This is a genomic window from Haloarcula sp. MBLA0163 (genome assembly GCF_055632435.1).
The window spans coordinates 241,385-265,820 of record NZ_CM145745.1 but is presented as its reverse complement, the minus strand read 5'-3'; the positions used below and the strand labels follow the sequence as shown (position 1 = coordinate 265,820).

Below are 24,436 nucleotides of genomic sequence, written 5' to 3'. Positions count from 1 at the left end.
CCACTATTACAATCTTGTCGTGACCGGTTGACCTTAGTTGATTGTCCAGCCGCCATCTACCACTAAGTTGTGCCCAGTGACGTACGACGCAGCGTCACTGAGCAAGTACACCACCGCTCCCGAGACATCTTCTGGCACCGCCATACGGCCGAGTGGGACGTTCCGTTCGTAGTTATCGACGAACTGCTCGGGCTGATCGTCGAACACACCACCTGGACTGACGCTGTTGACTCGGATCCCGTCTGCACCCAAATACGATGCTAAGTATCGGGTGAAATTAAGGACCCCCGCTTTGAGCATAGAGTATTCGACTGGACTGGTCATCTCGGTTCCCTCGTAGACGGTGAAATCAGGGGCTTGCGTTCCGTAGATCGAGCTAAAATTCACGATAGACCCTTCACAGCCGCGCTCAAGCATCTCCAGTACAACAGTTTTCGTCATCTCGTAGTAGCCGCCGAGGTGAAGGGACATGTTCTGGATTAGCTCGTCTTTCCCCACTGATTCGAAAGGCTGACCATAGTCTTCTGTGTGTGGGTACGCCAGATTCACTAGCCCGTCAAGACGATCGTACTTCGAGAAGACGTGCTCACACACCGAATCGGTAGCTGCGGAGTCTGTGATGTCTAGTGCGACGAACTCACCACGGTTTAGTTGTCCCGCGACCTCACGGCCTCGTTTTTCGTCGTACTCCCCTACGACGACAGTGGCACCGCGATGATCGAGTGCTCGACAAACCTCGGCACCGATCAGTCCCCCACCACCGGTGACGAGGACGACGTTTCCCGTCAAGTCGAAGAGATCGTCGGTCATATCTCTGGCTCTTGGCGCTCGAACATGAACTCCACGAATTCGAGATCAAGTTCAGTATCGATATCGACTGAACGCTCCGCTGGCATGACCGAGACACGCGTGTACTCGCCGTGTACGGAGTCAGTCTCCATCAGAAAATCACGATTATATACGTAGACAGCCGCATTCATCTCATACACCGTCGGTGTGTCTTGGCGGCGGACCACGTCGGGACCGACGTCTTTCGAGAGTGAAGCGTACCCATCCTCGTCGAGTTCAATCATGTTGAAATACGGATTCTTGTCCGCTTCACAGACAGTGTATGCATTGGTCGCTCGTTCGTCTTCGACGACGGCGAGAAAGCAATCCTCGATGTCTGAGGGATGGCGGAGTGGTGTGGTCGCGTCTATATCGACGACGTACTCGTATTTTTTCCCTCGGTTGGATTCTATCTGCTCGGCAGTGTGCTGGATGGCGGGTAGTTTCCCAGCACTGTCGGTCGCGAGTTCTGGTGGGCGGCGGAAGGGAACCGACGCACCGAATTCCTCGGCGACTGTGGCTATTCGATCGTCGTCGGTCGAGACCACGACGTCTGCCTCTCGCTCCCATCGTCGGGCGTCCGAGACTGCGTGTCCGACGAGAGGTTTGTCACCGACTTCCCGTACGTTCTTGTCGGGTACGCCTTTGGAGCCACCTCGGGCACAAATCGTACATAGAATCTCAGTCATTGTGTTCTCCTCGAATGTCGAGAGCTATTTCTAATACCTCTTTTCCCTCCCGGAGGTCGTTCTCACACGCCTTCCGGGTGTCGACGTGCTGGAGGAAGTACTCCAGTTGTTCCCGGAAGCGCCGATCACGGTCGTAGTCGAACGTCTCTGTCTCCGTCGTGGAGGGGTACTCTACAGTGAGCACCTGTTCTTCGAGATCAGCGACGATCGTTCCCCTCTCGCAGACAATCTCAAGCGTTCGTTGTGGTTGCCGTCGGCAGTAGTCGAGATGGATACTCCCGAGACAACCGTCCGCACCGCTCACGATTGCCTCTGCGATGGCCTCTGAATCGATATCGAGGGTGTCTGTATGCCGGATATCCGAGGCAGTATACTTCAGCGGACCGAACAGCCAGTGGGAGTAATCTATCTCGTGAACGAGGTCGAGTACGACCCCGCCGCCACGATCCGGATCCGCACTGTAAGAGTCTCGATAATCTGTATCGGGACGCCAGTCGGGGAGATACGATCCTGCAGTCGCGCGAAATGAGAGAACCGATCCGAGCGCATCGTCCGAAAGTCGCTCTTGAGCAGCGTTCAAAACGGGGTCGAATCGCAACTGACAGCCGACGTAGGTGACGAGATCACGCTCGTCTGCGACGGTAACAAGTTCGTCGATTCCCTCCAGATTGTGTGAGAGCGGTTTCTCTACGAAGAGGTCACATTCCGCTTTCGCGCACGTCAGGGCGGTCTCTACGTGCTTGTCGGTCGGATTGGTGATAAACGAGACGTCAGGATCGGTCGCGAGGGCATCCTGTAAGCGCGTGTACTCGTCTATCCCGAGTTCGTTACCTGTTCCGGAGGTCCCGCTGCGATATGCAATCAACTCGGCCTCGTGGGCCGACTCCTTGAGCAATCTCGCGTGTCGACGGCCGATTGATCCAAGTCCGGTGAGCAGCACGCGCATTTATAAGAGCGAACGTGGCGCCATGTGATCGTCAATCTTCGTGATAATCGCTTCTTTCGAGAGAGGCGTCTCGTCGGCGGATGTATAGGCGTGTTCGACGGGGGCTGCGTCCGCATGTGGGAAGTCCTGGTATGCAGACACGTCGATCTGCGGCAAGATGACGTACATCGTATCAAGTTCACGTGCCTGCCGGCGCTCGTCCTGGGATATAAGTTTCTCGTGGATGCGTTCGCCAGGTCGTGCCCCCACGACCTCTATCTCGACATCGTCCGGATCGTATCCTGCCGGGGGTGCATACTCTTCAACCATTGCTTCGGCAAGGGTACCCACTCGGAACGCCGGCATCTTGAGGACGAAAGTTTCACCACCCATCATTCGTTCGTAGGCTTCAACAACGAGACCCGCCGCTTCGGCGATTGGCATGATGAAACGCGTCATCTCGGGATCGGTAACCGTGACAGGGCCACCGTCTCGGATCTGTTCGAGGAAGAGCGGAATCACGGAGCCACTTGAGCCGAGAACGTTCCCGAATCGAACGCACCCGAAGCAGATGTCTTTATCTCCCGTATAGTTGTTCGCCGCGATTATGAGTCGTTCCGACAGCAGCTTCGTAGCCCCCATTACCGATGTCGGGTTCGAAGCCTTGTCCGTGCTGATACCGACAAACGCCTCAACTTCCTCCTCAATCGCTGCTCGAATGAGATTCTGTGTTCCCCGAACGTTGGTCTGGACCGCTTCGAAGGGGTTGTACTCGTTGATCTCCACGTGTTTGACCGCCGCGGCATGAAATACGACATCAATCCCTTCGATCGCCAGTCTAAGCCGCTCTCGATCACGAATGTCGCCAAGCAGAAACCGGAGACGAGACTCATTGTGGTAGTGGGTCTGGAGATCGAATAGCGACGCCTCGTCGTTGTCTAGGAGGCGAACGACCGCCGGATCAGCTTTCAGTACCTGAGAGACGAGTTCTGCCCCGACCGAGCCGCAGCCACCTGTAATGAGAACATTCTTTCCTTTTAGAGAGTTCATACCCTCAGAAGGGACGACCATCGGGAAGTGTCTTGCTTTTGCCGCCGATGACCAACTGCATTCAAATCGTTACCGTGCCCGGTCGACACCCTTTCTGACCGCTGTAACGATCCGGTCCGCCTGTTTCGGTGCGAGATCCGGATAAATCGGCAGTGAAAGAATCTTGTCTGTGATTTTTGCAGTAATTGGAGCTTCGGGAGTCGGTCCCTCGAGGGTTTCCTGATAATATCGCATCTCGTGGACGGGCGTGTCCCAGTAGATCTTCGAGGAGATTCCTTGTTCTTCAAGCGTGTCGATAACGACCTGACGATCAATCTCGTCGTCGAACTCAACGGTGTAAAGCTGGTAAACGTGCGTTCCGCCGTCGATCGGTGCTGGTACTCGAATCCCGTCTACGTCAGTCAGCCTCTCGTTCATATACTGCGCTGCGGCTTGCCGGCCGCCGATTAGTTCGTCCACCTTTTCCATCTGGGCGCAGCCGATCGCCGCGGTAAGATCCGACATCCGGAGATTCGCGCCGAGCGAGAGGTACTCCCCCGAGCCGACGTTTTCGAAGTAGTCGCCCGGCGCACGCCCGTGTGATCGATACAGTCGAGCGTTGGCCGCGATCTCGTCGTCGTCGGTGATGACTGCGCCTCCTTCTCCGGTGACGACGATTTTGTTCTGGCAGAACGAGAGGACGCCCGCATCGCCGAACGTCCCGACTGTGTCGTCACCGTACGTCGATCCGAACGCTTCGGCAGCATCTTCGACGAGCAGCAACTCGTGTTCTGCGGCGATATCTCGGAGTGCCTCGATGCGGCATGGACTACCATAGAGATGGACAGGAATGATTCCTGCCGTCCGGTCCGTGAGTTGCTCTTTGACCGATTCTGGATTGAGTCCGTACGTGTCAGGTTCGATGTCGGCAAAGACGGGCTCGGCACCGACGAGCCGAACCGCGTTGGCGGTCGCGATGAACGTCAGCGACGGAACGATGACCTCGTCGCCATCACCGATACCGGCGGCTTCTAGAGCTGCCACGAGTGCGGATGTCCCCGAATTCACCACGACGGCGTGCTCGACTCCGAAGTACGATTCCAGTCTGTCCTCGAATTCGTCGACGAACGGCCCTTTCGCCCAGTACCCGCCCCTCCCGATCGACTCGACCGCATTCAGTATCTCCTGCTCGTCCCAGGCGATTTCGAACAATGGAATCCGATCAGCCATCTTGACATTCCTACTCTGAGCGCAGGTGTATAGGTTACGCTGAACAACGCTCACGTTTCGGTGTGGAGCATCACTATTATAATTCGGACCTGTGTCTGATGAGTCAATGAAAAGGTGTGTCAACTGCCTCATCCCTACAACCAAGCCGGGCGTCGAACTCAATGTCGAGGGCAAATGTCAAGGATGCGTTCATCAGGAAATGCGAAGCGAGATTGATTACGAGAAACGATTCGAGCATCTAGGGCAGATCTGTGACGAGCACCGTCGCGACGACGGTTCATACGATTGTATCATCCCAGTAAGCGGGGGCAAAGATAGCCACTATCAGACGTACATGATGAAGGAGGTTCTCGATATGAACCCCCTTCTTGTCGCAGTCAGTGATCCGTTCACGAACACCGACGCTGGGGAATATAATCTGTACAACAATGCGGAAGCTTTCGATTGTGATCTCATCACCGTCGATCTCAGTCCAGCGACGGTACGGAAGATGGTCCGGATCGCGTTCGAGGAATTCGGGAGCCCTACGTGGCCGATCGATCGAGCTATCTACTGCGTGCCAATCCAGATGGGTATCGACTTCGATATCCCGCTGATCGTGTACGGAGAGAACACGAGCTGGGAGTACGGCGGCGTCCAGTACGATCATGACGACGAAGAGCCTTACAGTGCGATAGATCAGATCAAAAACGATGTCGCGAAACCCGTCGACTTCAATCTCTGGCTCGAAAACGGTGTCAGCGAAGAAAACCTCAATCAGATGCGGTATCCCGATATCTCTGAAATCGAGTCTGTGGGACTCGAACCAATCTATCTCAGCTACTTCCGACCATGGGATGGCTATCGGAACTATCGAATTGCGAAAAATTACGGATTCAGAACAATCAACGACGAGTGGGATCGAAAAGGATTCATCGAGTCGTATGATCAGATAGACTCAAAAGCGTATCTGATGAACGTCTGGATGAAGTATCCGAAGATGGGCTATATGCGTACTACAGACGTCGTCGGATACCGCCGGCGGAGTGACGAATTCGAGATCTCCATTGAGGAAGGTATCAATCTCATCCGGGAACACGATCACAAATTAGACGAGCAGATCCTAGACGATTTCCTAGATTTCACAGGATACTCAGATCGAGAGTTCTGGGAAATCGCCGAGAGTCACAGAAATGAAGATATCTTCGGCGACTCGTTCCTTGAGTCCGGAACAGTACCCCGGCCAAAATCCGATTTCGAGAACATCAATATTGAGTGTTAGCTGCCGTAGCCTCCTGCGTAGCTGAATTCGGTATCGAAAATTTGGCTCTGTAGTTTCGCCAGACGGAGACGCCGCGACTGCGTTATTACCGTAGAAAGCGAAGAGAAGGAATGATTTAATGTCAGTATTCCGTCTACTCGCGCGTATTACGGTGGCTAATGATAAATCAGTTGTCAAGAACCCAGACGAGCCTGACGACCCCGAAGTGGATGGCGGGTTCGCTGAGTCGGCGGTGCTCACGCTGCATAGACCCCGTATCAAGCTGGGCAAATCCTACCGCATCGCAGTGGATTTGCTCAGCGAAATGCCCGGTGTCCTCAACGAGATCGGCCTCACGCGGCTGCCACACTTCACCGTCCTCGGCACGGGGTTTGCGCGGATTCCAACGAAGACGTGGCGTGCGTTTCTCGGTGCGTCAGCCGAGAAACACACCGGCCACACTGCTATCGATTCGACTGGCTTCGACCGTGATCAACCCAGCTGACACTACGCAAACCGCACGCATTACCGCGTCCGGCACTCAAAGTTACTGTCTTGGTGGATGTCGAAACGCTGCACATCACGATGTCAACTCAACCATCTTGAAGAAACACGACACGAAGGTCGGCCCGCAGGTCACCCGCTGGCGGGCGACCTGCGGAGCCTTGCAGCTAATCTCGGATACGACGCGAAGGCCTTCCGCGACGAACTCCGTGAAAACGGCATCAGACCACTGATCAAGCACAGAATCAGGAACACGCTCAATCACGCCTACAACGCCCGCATAGACCGTGATCGATCAACCAACAATCCATGTCTGAAACCACCTTCTAAAGCATCAAGCGGACGCTCGCCGCAGTCGTGCGTTCGCGAAGCTGGTGGCTGGAGTCCCGTGAAATGCTACTTAAAGCCACCATCTAAAACCTCCGCTGTAGCGTCAGATATTCGTAAAATCAACCACCGTGTACAGAAACTACAGAGACAAAATTATCGAATTCAAATAATTTTGCGTAATTTATAATTCGAAGAATGGTTAGAGTTGTGTAATTTCGAGACACATAACTTCTATGAACGCTGGAGCACTAACCCACTGCACTAGATGTATTCAATCGCACAAATTCAAAAGGGGGTCCGAAATCCAGAGCTTGCCAAGTCACATTTTCTCAGGAAGGGTTGGCAAGTCCACTCCCGTATCTCAAGAAGAGTTCTGAAACGGAATGACCCACTGATACCCGAACGGGATTGGGATAATCTTCTTTTACTCGACGCTTGCCGATATGATTTGTTCAGAGATTGTCACTCCCTTCCTGGGGAATTAGAATCATACTATTCAGTTGCATCAAATACGTCAGAGTACGTTCGAAAGACGTTCCAGAATAAGATTTTCCCCGAGCTCGTCTGTGTGACTTCAACCCCAAAATATTACAAACCAAATGTGGAAGACAGCTTTTACGATATCATCCACGTTTGGAGAGACGATTGGGATGAAGAGTATGGCACAGTTCTCCCCGAAGTTATGAACCAACGTGTTCGGGAGGCTACTGAAAAATACCCCAACAAGCGGATTTTAGCCCATTACATTCCTCCCCATCAACCATTTATCGGTGAAACAGGGAAGAAAATTCCACATGGAGGTAAATTCTCCGGCGGAGTGAGAGGATTTGATGAAGGCGAACCAAACCTCTGGGAACTGCTTAGAAGAGGAGAATATGACAAGGAAAAAGTTTGGAAAGCCTACAGAGAAAACCTTGAATTAGCATTGCCCGCAATAGAAGAGATTATGGGCGATTTGCAGGGAAAAACGGTTGTAACATCTGACCACGGCAACGTGTTTGGATACTTGTCGGAGTGGAAAATCGTCGGTCATCCTATAGAGCGACATATCGAACCGCTAATTAAAGTTCCGTGGCTCATCTATGAGAACGGTGATCGAAAAGAGATTACGCCTGGTAAAATAAACTCTCACTCGGCCGATGTTAAGAAAAGCGAAGTCCGTGACCGATTGGCCGATCTCGGCTACGTAGACGACTGAAATCATTCTCCAACTCCCGACACAGCAAAAAACCAATTAAGATCTCTTTCGATACTGATGGCAAAATAGCGTGAATTATTTACTCACTTGCCGAAAATGGAGTATATAGATGTCCACTTATCTTGTGAAAAGAGCAATTGCAAATATTCTACGCGGTAATTTTGGAACAGTCTTAGCGGGGGCCGCTGATAGGGTTAGTCATCATGTACCCAATGCTATTGAACGAGTAGCTAATACGGATGCACCATACTGGTTGGAGCTTACGCAACAGTCAGGATCATATCAAGTGACACAAAGTGACTATTTGAATATTCAATCGGTTCTGGAGAATTTTGAGGATAGCTTTTCGGTTGATTTCGAACAAGAAATTGATTCGATAGAGGTGCCATTCGCCTGCCTAAACGAGACTACCCAGATTGAGATTAAACTAACCAACAATCAAAGTCAAAAGATATCATTCGACTCTTCGTATGATTATCCTACTATCTTCTGGAAAGAAGTAGACATCCAATCCCCAGAATCGCCTATTGAAATATCAATAGAGGCTGAAATCAATCGGTCGAAGCTTAGTGGAATTCTGTCTCGGGCGTGCAACATGCATGGAAGCCGGAAAGTCACCACCCCTGCATATGGGACGCCAGCAGTAGTCCCAAAAGAGGAACTACCGCCCATATTCCTAATATCAATTGATACTTTGAGATATGATACACAGGATGAGCTCCAGTCACTAATTGATGCACTAGAACCGGATGCGTTCGTTCCATCCGAACCCCGAACTCAGGGTACGTGGACACCCCCTTCCCACGCTTCTATGTTCACTGGTACACATCCTAGCCAGCATGGGTATGTTGGCTACGGGAAAGCAGAAGGTGATCAGCGTCCAATTAATCCGGATTTAATTACTATTCCTGAGATTCTAACCGAACAAGGATATAAATGTTCCGGCTTGGTGAGCCATAGTCGGATTCTTCCTGAATTCGGATTCGGAAGTGGATTTCACCGATTCAAGCACGATGGAATGTCGTACTCCGATTGGATCACTCGTGATGGTGACTCTGCAGAAAGTGTGAACCAACTCATAGACTGGATAGAAAACGATACGAGAATTCGTGAACATAGTCTATTTTATTTCCTGCATGTGTTTGACCCTCACTACCCCTATATACCACCTGTCGAATATTTAAATTCCTCTGACATAGATTTTTCGCTCCCTAAAAAGTACAAATCCGAATTTACTGCCAAGAAAACTGAAAATTGGACGTACGTCGACGGTGTCAATGAATCGTTCAACCTTCCCTCCGAACTTATCGATACTATGAGGGACTGGTATTCGTGTTCGGTAAGATATACGGGTTCACAAATTACTAGGTTAATCAACTATCTAAAAACAAAAAATCTATTTGATAATTCTTTGATAATTATCACTGGTGATCACGGTGAAGAATTTGGTGAAAAAGGATTTTTCACACATACTTCATTATATAATTCTAACATCCAACCATTCATGGCAATCAAAACACCAAGCGACGTAGATTGGAACCTGCCAGAATCTATCAATACCATCGATTTCCTTCCCACTATCACAGATCTTCTTGACATTGATACTCCAGATCAATGTGAAGGAACTTCTATTCGAAAAGCAGGAAACGACAGGCCTCGAATCACTGAACGAATCTACCCAGATTGTTATTCAGTCGCGGTTGAAAAAGATGGGAAGAAGGGAATATTCACATACGGTTCTGACTACCCTGACAGCCCGAGTAGGAACACTCTTGAAGAGGGGGCTATGTTGGAGGAATTTTATGATAATTCGAATACTGATTTTAGTTCATCTGTTAAAACGCGCCTTGACACCGACACGCAACGAGAGCTTCGTGAGATTGCACAGAAATTCATTTTGAGAGATCTATCGACATACAAATCTGATGTTGTTGCGAAAAGGCCGGCGCAGGAAACAATTGAACAACTCGAGAACTTGGGATACAAGTAATGGTTATTTGTCATGTGATTGGACTATAGATTAATTAATGCGTTCAATCATTCTTGCAATTCTATTTGCGCTATCACCGATTAGATATGCATCGCATATATATGATTTTTGACTGTGTCTTTCTGCCGAATCTAAAACTTTCCTGAGTGTGAGTGATAATTCTTCTCTGGTAGTTGCCTCCGGCACATTATCAACATCAATATATGATGACGAAAGAACAAATGGTCTGAATGGGTTATACGATATACAGTATGCTCCTAATAAAATACTCTCAATACCCACGTTTGAATTGATTGTAATCATGACATCTCGAGCAAAAATGCATTTTTCAATAGGCCCCTCCTTTATCACTATATCAAATTGATACCAGTCCGTGTCAATATTACTCGAATAGTATTCTGAGTCTTCTGATGGGTGGATTTTCAGAATCGCTTTTCCATTATAATCAATATTATTTAGCCTGTGTAAGATATCGGTGACAAATTGTTCACGAACCCAATCATCGTAAGGTTGCGTACCCAGAATAATTCGTTGAGTACCACTCTCAGACGCTTCCCTCGCTTCTTCGGTAACGAGTGAATCAAGATAAGGGCGACCAGTTTGCTCGATCTCCGGTAGCATTTCTTCTGGGTATATTTCTCTCAGCTCCCTCTCATCAGCAGGGCCCGCTACATAGTGATGAGTTTCTCCTGATGGAGGTACGACCTCGTTTGAATTCACAATTGAGTGGGGTATATAATGCGTGGTAGCACCTACTTCCTCCGCGGTAATCAAAGCCAGTCTGTCTCTCGGGCTCATTCCCCCAACAATCACGTCACTTGGCTCTATGTCTTGCAGAGATTTATGTATTAAATATCCTGACAAAATTGTCCTGAGATTTCTGACAATTACGTTCTTGCAAATGTACTTGATAGTGCGGGGGGCCCTTATGTGATGTTTTGATTCTAGTTGGCCGCCTATTTTTGAGGCGATCGTCACTTGCTCTGACCATACCGCTGACTGCAATTTAAACAGAGTAAATATCTGCTTTACTACCGTTTGAATTGTTGCGTGCTCCGATAGAGTTGTGCCGTCCCGCTCCCACTCTTCGTTGTGTTCTCTCCTCTTCCAACTTATTGATAACGGGGTAACCAAGGTGTTATAATCATCTTCCATCTCGGTCATTACCGGAGACATACTCTCGTATCGCCCAGGATATGGAAAGAATAGGGGCCGATTTTTTTGAATAGAGTCCGTTGAAAAGACAGTACGCTTCAATATTGAATATATTTCGTCAACCAATAATAGTAGTACTGAGAATCTCAGGACGAATCTTGAACGAAACTTCTCGTAGATTCCCTTTTTTTGTTCGTGCTTAACACAAATCTCGTATTTGTCACCGAGATCTTCGGCTACTTTTTGTAAGCATCTTTGATACCATGAGTGACTATTGTTGAAGGCGTATCTTGTTCAAGACGCTCTTCTAATCGATTGTAGAGGCGAAGACTAGTAAGAAGATCACCTCGAGAAGAGATCACGATATGCGGCCAAAAAGCCTCGTACGAGATTGTCTCGGTCGCATCGATATCCAATCTCGCAAGTTCCACGAACCAGTCTTCACCCTCGCCCTTTAATTCATCGCGAATCACAAATCGCGATTCGTCAGCATTTACATAAGACTCTGAGGGTGAGAAATATATGTGCAGTATATCAGTAGACACTATCAGTAGCTATAAAACCACTTCTAATGAATGTTTGGTTATAAACTCACCTGTAGCATGATTGATTTTGTTACAAAGCCAATCAAACATTGGAACGACCGACTCTGGTGGCGGCAAGCCGGGTTTCCATATGCAGCACGGACGATACACAGACATCTGCCACATGAGGGAATTCATCTCCCAAATGAAGACTGGGATAATTTGGTAATCCTTGACGCCTGCCGCTACGATATGTTCGCCGAGCAGTCTACCCTCTCGGGAAATCTACACAAACGTACTTCTGCGGCTTCAAACACACCGGAGTTTCTACAGCATAATTTCAAAGGCGGAGACTTCAGCGATACAGTGTATGTCACCGCAAACCCGCAGGTGAACGTTCATTTGGACGATGAGTTCTTCAAAGTCGTCAACGTTTGGGAGGATCACTGGGATGATGACCTCCATACAATACACCCAGAGATCATGACTGAAGAGACGATCGCCGCCTACCAGGCGCATCCAAACAAGCGATTGGTTGCTCACTTTATCCAGCCTCATTATCCATTTATTGGCGAAATTGGGCAGACTAAATTGCAGACTCATTCAGGAATGGAACTCTCGAAACGAATGGCGACTGATGACGAGGCACGTCGTGAGGAAAAATCGATCTGGGAGCAAATGTACGAAGGGTCCGTCCCGACCGACCTCGTTTGGGCGGCTTATCGTGAGAATCTAGACATCGTTCTGCCATATGTAGAACGTCTCGTGGAGGAATTCAAGGAGCACACAGTAGTTACATCTGACCACGGTAACGCACTCGGTGAGCGAGCCTGGCCCGCTCCAAATCGGATCTATGGCCATCCTCCTGATATCCGTATCCCTGCGCTCACTGATATTCCGTGGCTTGTCACAAATACAAGAGACAGGAAAAATATCGTCGAAGAGGAATCTTCCGCTGCAAGCATCAGTCAAAACGAAACAGTCTCACAGCGTCTTGCCGATTTAGGATATAAATAAAATGGCTGACAACGACGAATCTGATTCATTGGTAAGCGTCGTCATTCCGACGTACGAACGCCCGGAGTACCTTACGGGTGCAATCGAGACAGCGTGTGGACAGACGTACGAGAATATCGAGGTAGTCGTCGTTGATGACGGATCCACAGAACCGTATGCAGAAGAAATTGTGTCCGAGTATCCCGAGTCTGTGACCTGTGTTCGCCACGAGGAGAACAAGGGGCTATCCGCAGCGCGGAATACAGGAATTCGAACCGTTGAGGGGGAGTTTGTCGCGTTTCTCGACGATGACGACCGCTGGCACGAGACGAAGATCGCGCGGCAGGTATCGGCACTCCAAGCGGACGAGACGGTCGGACTCGTGACGTGTCTCGTAGCGGCGATCACGCCTGATAGGGAACTCGTCTACTGTGAGAGCAGTGCGCCCAGCGGGAACTGTTCGGAAACGATGCTCGCCGGCAACCAGATCGGCACGCCGTCTCGTGTTCTCGTTCGTCAGGACTGCTTCGACGACATCGGGACATTCGACGAGTCGCTCCCAACCAAACAGGACTGGGATTTCTACCTCCGACTCTGCCAGGAGTGGGCTGTCGCTGCCATCTTAGAGCATCTATGTTTCAGGACGATTCACGAGAGCATGTCGAGCTCGCCCGAATCCGCTCGCCGGGATAACCAAGTAATCCTAGAAAAGCACGAAGGCCTACTTCGCACCAGGGGGTACTGGGAGCAGGCACAAGGAGAGATCGAAGAGCGTATCGGTAGAGCGTATCTGAGACAGGGAGACTTGCGAACGGGGCGGAAATACTTCCAGGAGGCATTTCAAAGAGACAGGACACTGGAGCGTGTGCTGTTATATCTGCTTACGTTCATACATCCGTCCACCGTCTCGAAGTTACGAAAGATAAAGCGAAGTATAGCGATACGGCGAAGCGGCTGTTCCAATGGTGAGCTGTTGGATGGCGTCGTATTCGAGGACAGAGCAGGTGACAGCTATGGGAACGATTGACCGTCTATCACGAGCGCTGCGAAATCCGCGGCTCTTCGCGAGGGGTTTGAACCGTCTTGTTCATCGGCGCGGCGGCAGCCGCTCGGTGAATACAGCCGGTGTCGATATCTTCGAGGAAGACTGGGACACGCTCGTCGTGCTCGACGCTTGCCGATACGACATGTTCGAATCGACCAGTCGCCTCGCCGGTTCGCTTTCCGCACGAATCTCGAAAGGCTCCTCAACGGTCGAGTGGTTGCAAGCGAACTTCGACGGACGTGACCTCCGCGATACTGTCTACGTGACAGCGAATCCCCAACTCGAGCAGAATCGCGACCGCTGGGAGATCCGCCTTCACGAGACGGTCAACGTCTGGCTCGAAGACGGCTGGGACGACGACACTGGTACGGTCCGGGCCGAGACGATGACTGAGGCGGCCCTCGAAGTGGCCGAGCGATATCCAAACAAACGACTCGTCGTGCACTACATGCAACCACATTATCCGTTCGTGCCCGCAGATACAGCCTTCGACAAGCACCACCTCAGTCAGATAAACGGTGAAGGCGGCGAACCAACGGACGAGAACGTCTGGAATCAGAAGTTTAAGCGGACGCTCGATGTCTCCCGCGACGAGTTGTGGACGATCTACGAGGAGAATCTCGAATACGTACTCGAACACGTCGCGGCGTTGCTTGACGCGCTCACCGGAAAGACCGTCGTCACTGCCGATCACGGAAACTACGTCGGGGAGCGCGCCTCTCCGATTCCGATTCGGGAATACGGTCATCCCCGTGGGCTGTACGACGAGCCTGTCGTCCGAGTCCCATGGTTAGTATACGAACGAGGAGAGCGTCGCCAGATTCGTGCCGCAGACAGCGAATCCGCGGACGGCGTCGAAACGGAAACTGTCGAGGATCGTTTACAGGCTCTCGGATATCGGGAGTAGCTACAGTGTCAGATGTCGTCGATAACGTCGAGGAATGCTTGGACTAATCGTGCTCGGGAGTAGTGTTCAGCCACGCGCTCTCGCCCAGCAGCACCGTACCGTGCCCGACGGTCCGGATCGGAACTGAACTCGAGTACATGCTGCGTGAACGCGTCCGTCGCGGATGGCGCTTCGAGCACGCCAGTCTCCCCCGGGACGACGGTTTCGACGATTCCGCCGACGTTGCTCGCGATAATCGGCAGTCCGGCTGCCATTGCTTCCAACACAGTGAGACAGAGGCCCTCACGGTATGAGGTTTGCAGGTAGATATCTAGACCACTCATGAACTTCGGGACGTCGCTAATCTCTCCATCAAATGTGACATTTTCTAATTCCTTCTTCGACGCATATTCTTCCAGCTCTTCTCGATTCGGCCCAAAACCACCAATACGGAATTTGATTGCTTTTGACCGAAGATTGTCCGCGATATCCAGCACCGCCTGCATATTTTTTTCCGGTGTGAGCCGTCCCAATGTCCCGACTGTTATTTTTTCCCGTGAACCGTGAATTACCTGTGAGTACGCATCAAGCTCGATACCCGCGATCGGCACATAGCAAATGTTCTGGGGGTCGACCCCCGATTCGGCTGCTCCGCGAGAGGCCGCATGAGAATCAGCCAATACACGGGAATCGAATATAGAAAGGAGACCGAACAATTGTTGTCGCAGGTCACTCGCCAATCGCTCACTATGCTGCCAACTCAGAACAACCGGCACTCGTTGGAGTGTCCCGAGCACGCGGCCGATCTGGGTCGCATGGTACAGCGACGTGACCAGCACATCTGTCTCCGGTAGTACGTACCAAATCTCCCGAATTCGGTGGATATCCAATGGCGAGTCAATCTGGAGGTCAACAACGTTGGCGTGGTCCGGCAACTGCTGGACGATACCACCGCCTCGAGTCGCGAGTGCGACGACTGTGACGTCGAATCGCTCGACAGGCAAGCCCGAGAGGAGACGAGCCATTCCTCGCTCTGCGCCGCCGACGCTGAGCGTGTTGATCAGGTAGGTGAGCCGGATCGGCTCCTCGAACTCCATCACTACCCATTCTGATTCCGTCGGGCAAAAAGGACCCGTTCGAGACAGAACGTTTAGTGTCGTCGCTGTCATCTGCGAAGACGATGTGGCTGCTCGCACTCGTGATTGTATCTCTCTCGTTTCTGTTTGTGGCCCGCCGGATGGCACCCCCATACCGCTATGCCGCAACGCTCGCGTTATTCGGGCACGTCTTCGTAGCGGTCATCGTCCTGCCGCGCGTCCCCTACGCCTGGGACATCGCGAAATTCCATGAATCCGCACTGACGATTCTCGGCGGGCAGCTCCCGGGGTACGCGACGACTGTGACGTCTTTCGCTACGCTCCAGGCGCTCGTGTATAGTCTGGTCGGGTCGGACCCGACAGCGCTGTCGATCGTCAACGGATTCATGGCCGTATTGCTCCCGTTCCCGCTCCGGGATATACTCCAGCGTCTCTATCCGGACTTGCGAAAGACGCACGTACCGACGATCCTTATCCTTTTTCTCCCACTACCGTTCGTGATGCTCACGATCCCGATGCGTGATTCTTTCACCGTTCTGGTATTCGTGACGATATTGGCACTGCTCGTTCACGCGTTCGACAAGTCCATACCTGGACCAGGAACCGTCGCTATACCCTTGTGGGGCCTACTGTATCTGCTCCGTCCGGAGCTGGCTCTGATTGTGGTGGTCGGCGCCGGGGCGGCGACGTTCGTGTTCATGCTAGATCAAGTTCTCCAGCGAACTGTGTCTTTGACCGGAATCCTCGTCTCGGTCGTGCCGTTCGGATTGATAGGCTTTCTCGCTTTCACCCGGTGGTTTCCAATCAATCGTTTGAACAGTAAGGTTACGTACCGCGCGACAGGCGGTGCGGTGTATCTCGATTCCTTCGAATATGCATCGTGGATTGACGTCCTGCTCTCGGCTCCTGCCCGAGCAATATATTTTCAGTTTGCACCGTTCCCACTACATGTCGAACAGATTTTCCACCTACTCGCACTCAGTTCGCTCCCCCTGCTAATCGTCCTTGCACTCGGGACAGTGGCCTCGATCTACGACTGTGAAACCGATCGGACCATACTGGTTTTCTTGGGGGTCGTGTACATCGCAGGTATAGTTGGCTATGGTCTGATCGACGCAAACTTCGGAACGACAGCACGCCACCGGGTCCCATTCGTGCTACTGCTGGTAGTATTTGCGAGTCCCGTTCTCGACGACTGGTGGTTACGTCTCCGACGGACGTATGACATCCTTCAGTAACCACGCCAGAACGAGAAACATCACCGCGAAACTGAGGAACGCTACTGGATCACTCATGTCCGACAGGAGGATTCGGACGATGCTCGCTGCGACAAATATGGACAGAATCGCCCCGAGAATACGACGGTTCTGTAGGCCCCGATAGAGGTGGCTGTTCGAGAGATAGTCCCCGCCTTTCCGAATCAGTCGATACGATCTTGAATGGCGGATAGCCGATCGAACATCCATACAGTCCGTTCCAGGAGTATCATAAACAATCTACCGGAGGCAGAATCGGCACCTATATCTAATCACTCACACTACCGAGGTATACTTGCCTTTGAAGCAATGAGTGAGACGACAGTTCTGTGTATAGGCCTTGATGCTGTCTGCGCGGAACAGATCAACCCGCTTATTGAACGCGGTGTGATGCCAAATCTTGAACGGCTCCATGATCGAGGCAGTTCAGGGCCATTAACGACGACGACACCACCATGGACACCTTCCGCGTGGCCCTCAATTACCACCGGGACGACGCCATGGACACACGGTATCTACGATTTCTACGATTACACGACCGACGACCCGCATCTCGTCAGTGCAACGGACCTACAAGTCCCATATCTCTGGGAATATCTCGATCAGGCAGGGCTCAGTTCTATCGTGGTCAATGTTCCGGTTACCCATCCAGTTCATCACTTCTCCGGTAGTCTGGTCCCCGGGTATCTCGCTCCAGACGACAGTCAGATTCTCATCAATGGTGGACCAACTTCACAGACCGATATAGACGATAATTACCGGATCTACGCCCGGAAAACCGACAGTCGAGACGCGAAAATCGAAGAAAACATAGAGTTAATCGACTCACGGGTGACTGCAGCCGAAACTCTTGCCGATCGCCACGACTGGTCGTTCATGATGGTCCAGTTCCAGCGGACCGACTCGATATTTCATACGATGGGTCATGACAAGGAAGCGGTTGAGCGTGTCTACAGTCGCGTCGACGACGCAGTCGGTAGACTCCTCAACCTCGTCGACGACGACACAACTGTTCTCGTCGTGTCTGATCACGGGATCCACGAATACGAACGAACGTTTCGCTGTAATACCTGGCTTCGAAATCGAGGAAAACTGCAGACATCGATTGACTCGGAGCGCCACTCGTGGGGGGAAACGACAAAGCTCCGAATGAAAAGTACAAGTGAAGACAGTACACTTTCTCGGCGTCTGATTGGGACAGCTCTGGCTGCTCTGAGGCGTGTCGGGGTCACGCCACAGCGTGCAGAGCAAGCTTTAGCTACTGTCGGACTCGCATCACCAATCCAACAGAGACTACCCACCGATGTCCTAGTGGGGGCTGCCGAACACGTCGATTGGGAGTCATCACAGGCATATTGCCGGTCAGTCTCTTCGCTTGGTATCAGGTGTAATGTTGAGGGGCGTGATCCGGATGGGATCATCCCGACAGATGAATTCCCCACGGTCCGGGCAGAGCTCGTTCAGGCGCTCGAGTCACTCACAGCACCTGATGGAACACCTGTGTTTGCGACAGTCTACGATCGACACGACCGCCACGGGAGCGAGGTACCTAACGAAGCCTCAGCACCGGACATCGTGGTCCAACCCAACGAGATGATTTGGAAAGTGACAGATGTTATTCGTGAGCCGATTTTCGGGACGACAGACGAGTTTAGCCATACGTATCAAGGACTCTGTATCATTGCAGGGCCATCAATCGGACCAAACATCAACATCGAACCAAATGCACCCGACATCGCTCCGATAATACTCAGTCTGTTCGGATATGAACAGGCAGCTGTGATGGAGGGGTCCATACCGTCTGAACTGGGTCATCACCTTGCAGGCGACCTTACAGAGCTTCCGGTTCCGGACGAAAGACGATATTATACCGACGATTCGTTAGCTTCCTCGGAGACAGTGACCGATCGACTAGAGCAGCTGGGATACATAGAATGACATCACACCGCATCTTGCAGGTTATTACCCGGTCACATTGGGGTGGCGCACCGCGGATCGTGGAATCACTAGCAACGCAGGTTGACGATGTGACAGCGGTTGCATGCGGCCCTGGTGGCCGTTTGATTGATCGCCTTGAAAACGCGGGAATACAAGTACACGTCCAACCGAACTTACAGCGTTCTCCACATCCCAAGGACGTGCTGGCGTATCGGGATCTTCGGAAGCTAATTACGGAGGGTGACTTTGATCTGGTTCACAGTCATAGCACGAAGGCCGGGGCTCTCGCACGCATAGCTGCTTCGCAGGCAGACGTCCCAAGCATTTTTACTGTCCATGGATGGGGGTTTTATAATACAGAATATGACATGCTTCGCCCGCTCATAATTCAAGGCGAGCGATTTCTCGCTAACCGTACGGATGAAATCGTCTGTGTTTCAAAAAACGACTGGCGTCAGGGACGGAATAACGGCATATTGTCAAGAAAATCGGGCTCGGTTATTCACAATGGAATTCCGCCTCTAAGTTACTCATCTAATCGAAATACAATTTATGACGAATTCGGGATTGATACTGAAACACCGATTATTGGAGCGATTGCGCGGCTTGCGCCACAAAAGAACCCGCTTGCGATCCTTGATACTGCACGAAAACTCCGTGACAGAGGTCATGACATAGCGACAGTGCTCATTGGTAGCGGGCCACTTGTCAGTGAGTGCCGCCAGTTTGTTGACGACCATGGCCTAGACAACGTCTATATACCTGGTTTTCGGGATGATGCACTCGAATTGCTTCCAGATTTCGATGTGTTCTTGTTACCATCCAGATTTGAAGGATTTCCTCTAACGGTTCTTGAATGCCTACATGCTGGTGTCCCTCTTGTAGCACGCGACGTGGGGGAGTAGCCGAAGCAGTAACCGATGGCGAGACCGGATTTATACTATCATCTGCTGTAGATGAGGAAACGTTTGTAAATCAGACAGAAGAGTTGCTCAAACATCCGGAGCGAAGACAAACCATGAGTCAACAGGCTCAACAAATCGCATCCGAACGGTTTACCGAGAAACGAATGGTTGACCAGTATTGTACCGTCTATGAGTCAATTCTTGGATAGAAATATAGCCTCATAAAAATTAGGCTGTGAGGACCGCTTGGTTTGATATCTTGGCAGCTACAACCATATCAAAAATTTTTCGGAATTGTTATTTGTGCATTTGATGTTATTCTATGACGCTCGGTTGCCCATCTAGCCACAGTGTGGGTCATCCATTGTCTTGAACAGTATCATAGTTCCGGAGTTTGTTCCTGTACCAACATATGGCAGATATTTCAATTTCCCAACTCTAGCCACTACGCAGTATTGTTGACAACTACAGATAGCATAGTTATGAAGATAGGATAGCGAAAGAGCAATATTTCAACCACCAAGCGTAAACAGCATGGCTAAGAAAGATACGTCGTCACCAATCATCGATGGCGATGGCAGACTCTTCGGCGTTGTTAACGTCGTCGACACCCTTGTCGTCATACTTGTCCTCATTGTCGTTATTGTCGGGGCAACCTTCGCTCTCCAGCCCGACCCACAAGCTGACCCAGAACCGGAACTCGGCAGTACGCAAGCCACGCTTGATCTCGGCACCCAACCAGACTATATCGTTGCTGCACTCGCAGAAGGAGATACGTACTCACCAACCGAGAACACCAATCTCACCATCACTGAGATCTACTTCAGTCCCCAAGACGGTCAGACACATGTCATCCTCGGCGTCGCACTCCAAGGACCTCTCACTGATGACACCCTCTCGTACATCAACGCGCCACCGCGACTAGGCCGGAATCTGACGATACAGACCAATCGCTACAATGTTTCAGGCACTATCCGCGACATCGGCAAGGGCCCCAACACACAGCAGACCAAACTCGTCGTGACTGACACCGTGCAGACAACCACGGCCAGGACCATTGAGCCGGGAGATGCCTATAGCGTCGCGGGTCGCGATATCGGAACGGTTGAGTCAGTATCTGCCTATGGCACGGCTAAGCCTGAACGCAAGCGCCTCATCGTCGGCCTCACACTTTCGACACGTTCTGACGGCGATACAACTCGCTTTGGCGCCACAACCATTCGTGAAGGAGCAACAATCCCATTCCAGACAGACAGCTACGAACTCTCCGGCAACATCACGAGGATTGGGGCGACTGAGCCTCGGGGGGATCCAACAACACAGGCAGTCATACTGAGACTCCAAGACGTCCCGCCCACACATGCCGAGAGTATTGAGACGGGCATGACCGAGACTGTCCACGGAGACACAGTCGCCCGTATCACAAACGTGACGCGTGAGCCAGCGACAGTCGTCGTCACAAGTGACGACGGGCAGATATACGAACGAGACCACCCGCGAATCAAGGATGTGACAATCACTGCTGAGATTACTGTCCGTGAGACAGAGACAGGACCGACGTTCAAAGCCCGACCACTCCAGACTGGCTCAACGGTCGTCCTGGACCTCGGGACTGTTACCATCGAAGCGACAGTCGTTTCGATGTAATCTGTGTGTGGGCAGTTGACTGAAGCAGCATGGCCTTCCTCGGTGACTGGCTACGGTTGTTCTTGACCGCTCGGGGACAGTGAAACACTTGCCTCCTCATCAAGCGGTTCAGCGATACATGTAACCAATAAGCTCAGTTATTTGCAACCCATATCGCGATTGCTGGCTCACGAAAGACTGCGACCCAATATCACCATTATAGATATTCGAGAGCCGTGCATCATTGGCCCGTATATTGCCTTACGAGACAGAATCATCCTGTAAATCGAGGAGAGCTAACGCCACTCACGTGTAAAATCAGTCGCCAGTAGTATGAGAGACCGATTTGATGATATCATGCATCTCCCCCACTCTCTGGAATATGCGGCTATGAACTTGCAGTCACTGTTCTGATATCGCTATAGCAAGAATGTACAAAAATAATGAACTGTATTAGAAAAAGAGCTAACTAACCTACACCAGGCCATTTTTTGGCTACATTCGGTAGTATATCGATGAAATTCTGGATGACAGGATTACAGCCACTCAAAGACAACTGTTCTATTCGATATGCGGAATTCGATAGCATCAATATGAGTTTATGTCCTGCATGAAAATCGGCGGCAGCCATACCGCGATGCGTAGCGTATTCCCAATGGGTTTATTCACTCGACAAGAAAGCATGGAAGCATGAGCGAGGAGAACGGGGCAGCTACGCTACTGGAAAATCGTCCCGGACTAGAATCTGCACTTGAGACCGTTCTTGCTGTGGACTCTAAGAACGAGAAGTGGAATTTTGACGACGTCGCAATCGATTCTGGCGCATTCGGTGAACTTGTCTCACATGGCGTCGTCGAGAAAACTGACAGCCACTACCAACTTGCGAATCCCGAAGCAGTCAGACGAGCCCTTGATGATGAGTCGGCAGACGTACACACCACGGATGCAATCATCAATAGTTCCAAGCCAACGGTCCCTTGGCCGACGGTCAATACATCGGCCGCCGGAATGCTTGTGGGAGCACTCGCTGTCGTCACTATCGCTCGCACATATATCCTCGGTTCGATTTACCGCAACGGCGATATCGTTCTCTCAGGGAATGATCCCTATGCCTACCGCTACTGGGTCGAACAAGTAGCCACCCAGGCTAGTGGCGCCGACCTTTCTTCGCTCGCAGTGCTTCCAGGCGCGGTTACGAAGGGCGAACCACTAATGATCGCGACGCTGTGGTGGCTAGCAGAACTCTTCGGTGGCACCCCTGATGTCATCGGCCACGTACTCGCGTGGTATCCCGTTGCTTCGGCTGTACTATCAGCACTCCTCCTGTATCTACTTGCTGTCCACATTACTAGCGACCGGCGAATTGGACTGGCAGCCGTACTCGTGTTGGCATTCATCCCGGGCCATGCATTTCGAACGAGCCTTGGGTTTGCTGACCACCACGCGTTCGACTACCCGTGGTTAGGGCTCACAGCGCTCGCACTCGTCGTCATCCTCACTTTCAGACGAAGTGACCACGTAATGACGTGGTTTCGAACACCGACGCCATGGCTTGCCGCGGGCACACTCGGTACCGGTATCGCCGGCCAGGTCTTGTCCTGGCAGGCTGGCCCACTACTAATCGTACCTGTCGGTCTGACGGTAATGCTGGCGACGATCGTCGACTGCCACGCAGGACGCAGTGCAACACTTCGATACGTCCCCGTCCTCGTCGGAACCGGACTCGGGGCACTACTCACGTGGATAATTCACGCCGGGGCCGGCTGGCACACGACACTCGTCGCCAGTACGCCAGCACTCCTGTTCGTCGGAACTGTCGGCGTCGTCCTGACCGCGATCGCCGTCGACCGACTCGGCGGAACAGCCAAACACCTCGTCGCTGTCGACGCCGTCACTGGACTGCTCGGGCTTGCACTCGTTCGCTTCACGTCCCCAGAACGGTGGGCCGAAGCACTCGCACGGACGGATGCCTTGTTCCGGTCGGACGGCATCGCCGAAGTATATGGCCTATTCAGTAGTGAATCGTTCGGCTTCCTGTTCCTGCTTGGCTTTACACTCGTGCTCGCGCTGCCAGCGATGCTCTGGGCCGTTCGCCTTACCGCGGAGGGCCGAACAGACTGGCTCGTTGCCACTGTCTACGCGTGGTACTTCCTCGGACTGGCAGCCATTCAGATGCGCTTCGTTGGTGAGTTCGCGACCTTCGGCGCGCTGTTCGCCGGTTATGGGTTCGTCTACCTTGCCGCACACATCGACCTTGCACAGTCAGTAGAAACGATGCGAGATTCGCTCGTATCGCCACACGTTCCTGATACCAGAACTATCGCGGCTCTCGTCACCCTGTTTCTTCTTGTGGGGAGCTTTGGGATGCTACAGACACCGATCAAGACGAGCCAGGTAACCATCGACGGCGGCGCCTACGATACAGCGAGCGCGATAGAAGACGACGCCACCCAACGTGGTCTGGAGTATCCCCAAAACTACGTCCTCAGTCAGTGGGGCCGCAATCGGATGTACAACTACTTCGTGAACGGCGAGTCTCGCAGCTATGGCTACGCGCGAAGCAACTACGCATCGTTTGCTACTGCAACAGACCCACAGCGATGGGCCAATCGTCTCGAAGGCCGCGCGGGGTATGTCGTCCTCACAGACGACATCCCAGTTGAGCAGCCAACGGCACTCTATACACGACTGTACAAGAACTATGGCTCACGTAACAACGGCGTCGCCGGAGTAGCCCGGTACCGTCCGGTCTATGCCAGCCCCGATGGCAACTACAAAGCGTTCGCCATCGTTCCCGGTGCGACGATACAGGGGACCGCTGCACCGAACACGACAGTGTCGGTCACGACGACGGCCTCTGTCTCGGAAGCCTCGTTCACGTACGAACGGCAGACCACCACAGATCAGAACGGACGCTTTGCGGTGACCGTCGCGAATCCGGGCCCGTACGACGTGCAAACAGTCGATAGCTCGTACAACGTCTCAGTAGCAGAGACAGCCGTGTATCGAGGTCAGAACGTGACGGTTCAACAGAATCAATCCTGA

The 24,436-nt window shown here is 51.9% G+C and carries 18 protein-coding genes and 2 pseudogenes; 12 read left to right on the top strand and 8 right to left on the bottom strand.

The genetic code is table 11. From position 1 onward, the window contains the following. Positions 1–33: 33 nt before the first annotated feature. The 5 genes from ACV7GQ_RS01335 to ACV7GQ_RS01315 form a co-directional block, all read right to left on the bottom strand. Positions 34–810, bottom strand: a complete 777-nt coding sequence (locus ACV7GQ_RS01335) for an oxidoreductase (RefSeq protein WP_470311762.1) — start codon at positions 808–810, stop codon at positions 34–36. Then, entirely contained in the window at positions 807–1,517 is a 711-nt protein-coding gene (locus ACV7GQ_RS01330) for an acylneuraminate cytidylyltransferase family protein (RefSeq protein WP_470311761.1), read from the bottom strand. The genes ACV7GQ_RS01335 and ACV7GQ_RS01330 overlap by 4 nt, the downstream gene beginning before the upstream one ends. After that, positions 1,510–2,463 (bottom strand): Gfo/Idh/MocA family protein, encoded by a 954-nt coding sequence (locus ACV7GQ_RS01325; RefSeq protein ID WP_470311760.1) that lies wholly within the window; start codon positions 2,461–2,463, stop codon positions 1,510–1,512. The genes ACV7GQ_RS01330 and ACV7GQ_RS01325 overlap by 8 nt, the downstream gene beginning before the upstream one ends. Continuing rightward, positions 2,464–3,492, bottom strand: a complete 1,029-nt coding sequence (locus tag ACV7GQ_RS01320; protein ID WP_470311759.1) for an SDR family NAD(P)-dependent oxidoreductase — start codon at positions 3,490–3,492, stop codon at positions 2,464–2,466. A gap of 69 nt (positions 3,493–3,561) precedes the next feature. Further along, positions 3,562–4,701 (bottom strand): DegT/DnrJ/EryC1/StrS family aminotransferase, encoded by a 1,140-nt coding sequence (locus ACV7GQ_RS01315; protein WP_470311758.1) that lies wholly within the window; start codon positions 4,699–4,701, stop codon positions 3,562–3,564. Between the two features lie 106 nt (positions 4,702–4,807). Here ACV7GQ_RS01315 and ACV7GQ_RS01310 point away from each other — a divergent pair, with 106 nt between their 5' ends. The 4 genes and pseudogenes from ACV7GQ_RS01310 (at position 4,808) to ACV7GQ_RS01295 (ending at position 9,963) form a co-directional block, all read left to right on the top strand. Beyond that, positions 4,808–5,962, top strand: coding sequence for an N-acetyl sugar amidotransferase (locus ACV7GQ_RS01310; RefSeq protein WP_470311757.1), 1,155 nt, complete (start codon positions 4,808–4,810; stop codon positions 5,960–5,962). A gap of 118 nt (positions 5,963–6,080) precedes the next feature. Next, positions 6,081–6,862 (top strand): annotated as a pseudogene (locus tag ACV7GQ_RS01305) (IS5 family transposase). Between the two features lie 178 nt (positions 6,863–7,040). Then, a complete protein-coding gene (locus tag ACV7GQ_RS01300) occupies positions 7,041–7,973 on the top strand; it encodes a hypothetical protein (RefSeq protein WP_470311756.1) in 933 nt (310 codons plus the stop codon). 109 nt (positions 7,974–8,082) lie between these two features. Next, on the top strand, positions 8,083–9,963 hold the full coding sequence (locus ACV7GQ_RS01295; protein WP_470311755.1) for a sulfatase: 1,881 nt from the start codon (positions 8,083–8,085) through the stop codon (positions 9,961–9,963). A gap of 30 nt (positions 9,964–9,993) precedes the next feature. On the opposite strand, the gene ACV7GQ_RS01290 is transcribed toward ACV7GQ_RS01295, so the two are convergent. Together ACV7GQ_RS01290 and ACV7GQ_RS01285 are read right to left on the bottom strand one after the other, a co-directional pair. Continuing rightward, positions 9,994–11,127, bottom strand: coding sequence for a hypothetical protein (locus tag ACV7GQ_RS01290; RefSeq protein WP_470311754.1), 1,134 nt, complete (start codon positions 11,125–11,127; stop codon positions 9,994–9,996). Between the two features lie 227 nt (positions 11,128–11,354). Continuing rightward, positions 11,355–11,591, bottom strand: a complete 237-nt coding sequence (locus ACV7GQ_RS01285; protein ID WP_470311753.1) for a hypothetical protein — start codon at positions 11,589–11,591, stop codon at positions 11,355–11,357. Between the two features lie 129 nt (positions 11,592–11,720). Between ACV7GQ_RS01285 and ACV7GQ_RS01280 the strand changes: the two genes are divergently transcribed. From ACV7GQ_RS01280 to ACV7GQ_RS01270, 3 genes are read left to right on the top strand one after another with little or no spacing between them, the layout of a single operon-like run. Next, positions 11,721–12,659: a hypothetical protein gene (locus ACV7GQ_RS01280; protein ID WP_470311752.1), complete on the top strand. Its 939-nt coding sequence runs from the start codon at positions 11,721–11,723 to the stop codon at positions 12,657–12,659. Position 12,660: 1 nt separating this feature from the next. After that, on the top strand, positions 12,661–13,665 hold the full coding sequence (locus ACV7GQ_RS01275) for a glycosyltransferase family 2 protein (RefSeq protein WP_470311751.1): 1,005 nt from the start codon (positions 12,661–12,663) through the stop codon (positions 13,663–13,665). Beyond that, positions 13,652–14,590 carry an alkaline phosphatase family protein gene (locus tag ACV7GQ_RS01270; RefSeq protein WP_470311750.1) on the top strand — a complete coding sequence of 313 codons (939 nt, stop codon included), beginning with the start codon at positions 13,652–13,654 and terminating at the stop codon, positions 14,588–14,590. The genes ACV7GQ_RS01275 and ACV7GQ_RS01270 overlap by 14 nt, the downstream gene beginning before the upstream one ends. A gap of 8 nt (positions 14,591–14,598) precedes the next feature. Here the strand turns inward: ACV7GQ_RS01270 and ACV7GQ_RS01265 are convergent, their stop codons facing one another. Further along, the gene (locus ACV7GQ_RS01265; RefSeq protein ID WP_470311749.1) at positions 14,599–15,666 is read right to left on the bottom strand and encodes a glycosyltransferase family 4 protein; all 1,068 of its coding nucleotides are present in this window, start codon (positions 15,664–15,666) and stop codon (positions 14,599–14,601) included. A gap of 83 nt (positions 15,667–15,749) precedes the next feature. On the opposite strand from ACV7GQ_RS01265, the gene ACV7GQ_RS01260 reads away from it, so the two are divergent. The 5 genes and pseudogenes from ACV7GQ_RS01260 to ACV7GQ_RS01240 all read left to right on the top strand — a co-directional run bounded on the left by ACV7GQ_RS01260 (position 15,750) and on the right by ACV7GQ_RS01240 (position 24,436). Beyond that, on the top strand, positions 15,750–16,904 hold the full coding sequence (locus tag ACV7GQ_RS01260) for a hypothetical protein (RefSeq protein ID WP_470311748.1): 1,155 nt from the start codon (positions 15,750–15,752) through the stop codon (positions 16,902–16,904). A 327-nt stretch (positions 16,905–17,231) separates the two neighbouring features. After that, a complete protein-coding gene (locus tag ACV7GQ_RS01255) occupies positions 17,232–18,860 on the top strand; it encodes an alkaline phosphatase family protein (RefSeq protein WP_470311747.1) in 1,629 nt (542 codons plus the stop codon). After that, a pseudogene (locus ACV7GQ_RS01250) lies at positions 18,857–19,974 on the top strand (glycosyltransferase family 4 protein). Before ACV7GQ_RS01255 ends, ACV7GQ_RS01250 begins: the two are co-directional and overlap by 4 nt. 325 nt (positions 19,975–20,299) lie before the next feature. Next, positions 20,300–21,412 (top strand): DUF4330 family protein, encoded by a 1,113-nt coding sequence (locus ACV7GQ_RS01245; RefSeq protein WP_470311746.1) that lies wholly within the window; start codon positions 20,300–20,302, stop codon positions 21,410–21,412. A 669-nt stretch (positions 21,413–22,081) separates the two neighbouring features. Further along, positions 22,082–24,436: an STT3 domain-containing protein gene (locus ACV7GQ_RS01240; protein WP_470311745.1), complete on the top strand. Its 2,355-nt coding sequence runs from the start codon at positions 22,082–22,084 to the stop codon at positions 24,434–24,436.

Bases quoted from the DNA above. Each gene is read 5' to 3' on its own strand.
- ACV7GQ_RS01320 (WP_470311759.1), bottom strand. From the start codon at position 3,492: ATGAACTCTCTAAAAGGAAAGAATGTTCTCATTACAGGTGGCTGCGGC.
- ACV7GQ_RS01290 (WP_470311754.1), bottom strand. From the start codon at position 11,127: ATGACCGAGATGGAAGATGATTATAACACCTTGGTTACCCCGTTATCA.
- ACV7GQ_RS01280 (WP_470311752.1), top strand. From the start codon at position 11,721: ATGATTGATTTTGTTACAAAGCCAATCAAACATTGGAACGACCGACTC.
- ACV7GQ_RS01330 (WP_470311761.1), bottom strand. From the start codon at position 1,517: ATGACTGAGATTCTATGTACGATTTGTGCCCGAGGTGGCTCCAAAGGC.
- ACV7GQ_RS01300 (WP_470311756.1), top strand. From the start codon at position 7,041: ATGTATTCAATCGCACAAATTCAAAAGGGGGTCCGAAATCCAGAGCTT.
- ACV7GQ_RS01270 (WP_470311750.1), top strand. From the start codon at position 13,652: ATGGGAACGATTGACCGTCTATCACGAGCGCTGCGAAATCCGCGGCTC.
- ACV7GQ_RS01310 (WP_470311757.1), top strand. From the start codon at position 4,808: ATGAAAAGGTGTGTCAACTGCCTCATCCCTACAACCAAGCCGGGCGTC.
- ACV7GQ_RS01240 (WP_470311745.1), top strand. From the start codon at position 22,082: ATGAGCGAGGAGAACGGGGCAGCTACGCTACTGGAAAATCGTCCCGGA.
- ACV7GQ_RS01275 (WP_470311751.1), top strand. From the start codon at position 12,661: ATGGCTGACAACGACGAATCTGATTCATTGGTAAGCGTCGTCATTCCG.
- ACV7GQ_RS01335 (WP_470311762.1), bottom strand. From the start codon at position 810: ATGACCGACGATCTCTTCGACTTGACGGGAAACGTCGTCCTCGTCACC.
- ACV7GQ_RS01245 (WP_470311746.1), top strand. From the start codon at position 20,300: ATGGCTAAGAAAGATACGTCGTCACCAATCATCGATGGCGATGGCAGA.
- ACV7GQ_RS01295 (WP_470311755.1), top strand. From the start codon at position 8,083: ATGTCCACTTATCTTGTGAAAAGAGCAATTGCAAATATTCTACGCGGT.
- ACV7GQ_RS01265 (WP_470311749.1), bottom strand. From the start codon at position 15,666: ATGGAGTTCGAGGAGCCGATCCGGCTCACCTACCTGATCAACACGCTC.
- ACV7GQ_RS01255 (WP_470311747.1), top strand. From the start codon at position 17,232: ATGAGTGAGACGACAGTTCTGTGTATAGGCCTTGATGCTGTCTGCGCG.
- ACV7GQ_RS01315 (WP_470311758.1), bottom strand. From the start codon at position 4,701: ATGGCTGATCGGATTCCATTGTTCGAAATCGCCTGGGACGAGCAGGAG.
- ACV7GQ_RS01260 (WP_470311748.1), top strand. From the start codon at position 15,750: ATGTGGCTGCTCGCACTCGTGATTGTATCTCTCTCGTTTCTGTTTGTG.
- ACV7GQ_RS01325 (WP_470311760.1), bottom strand. From the start codon at position 2,463: ATGCGCGTGCTGCTCACCGGACTTGGATCAATCGGCCGTCGACACGCG.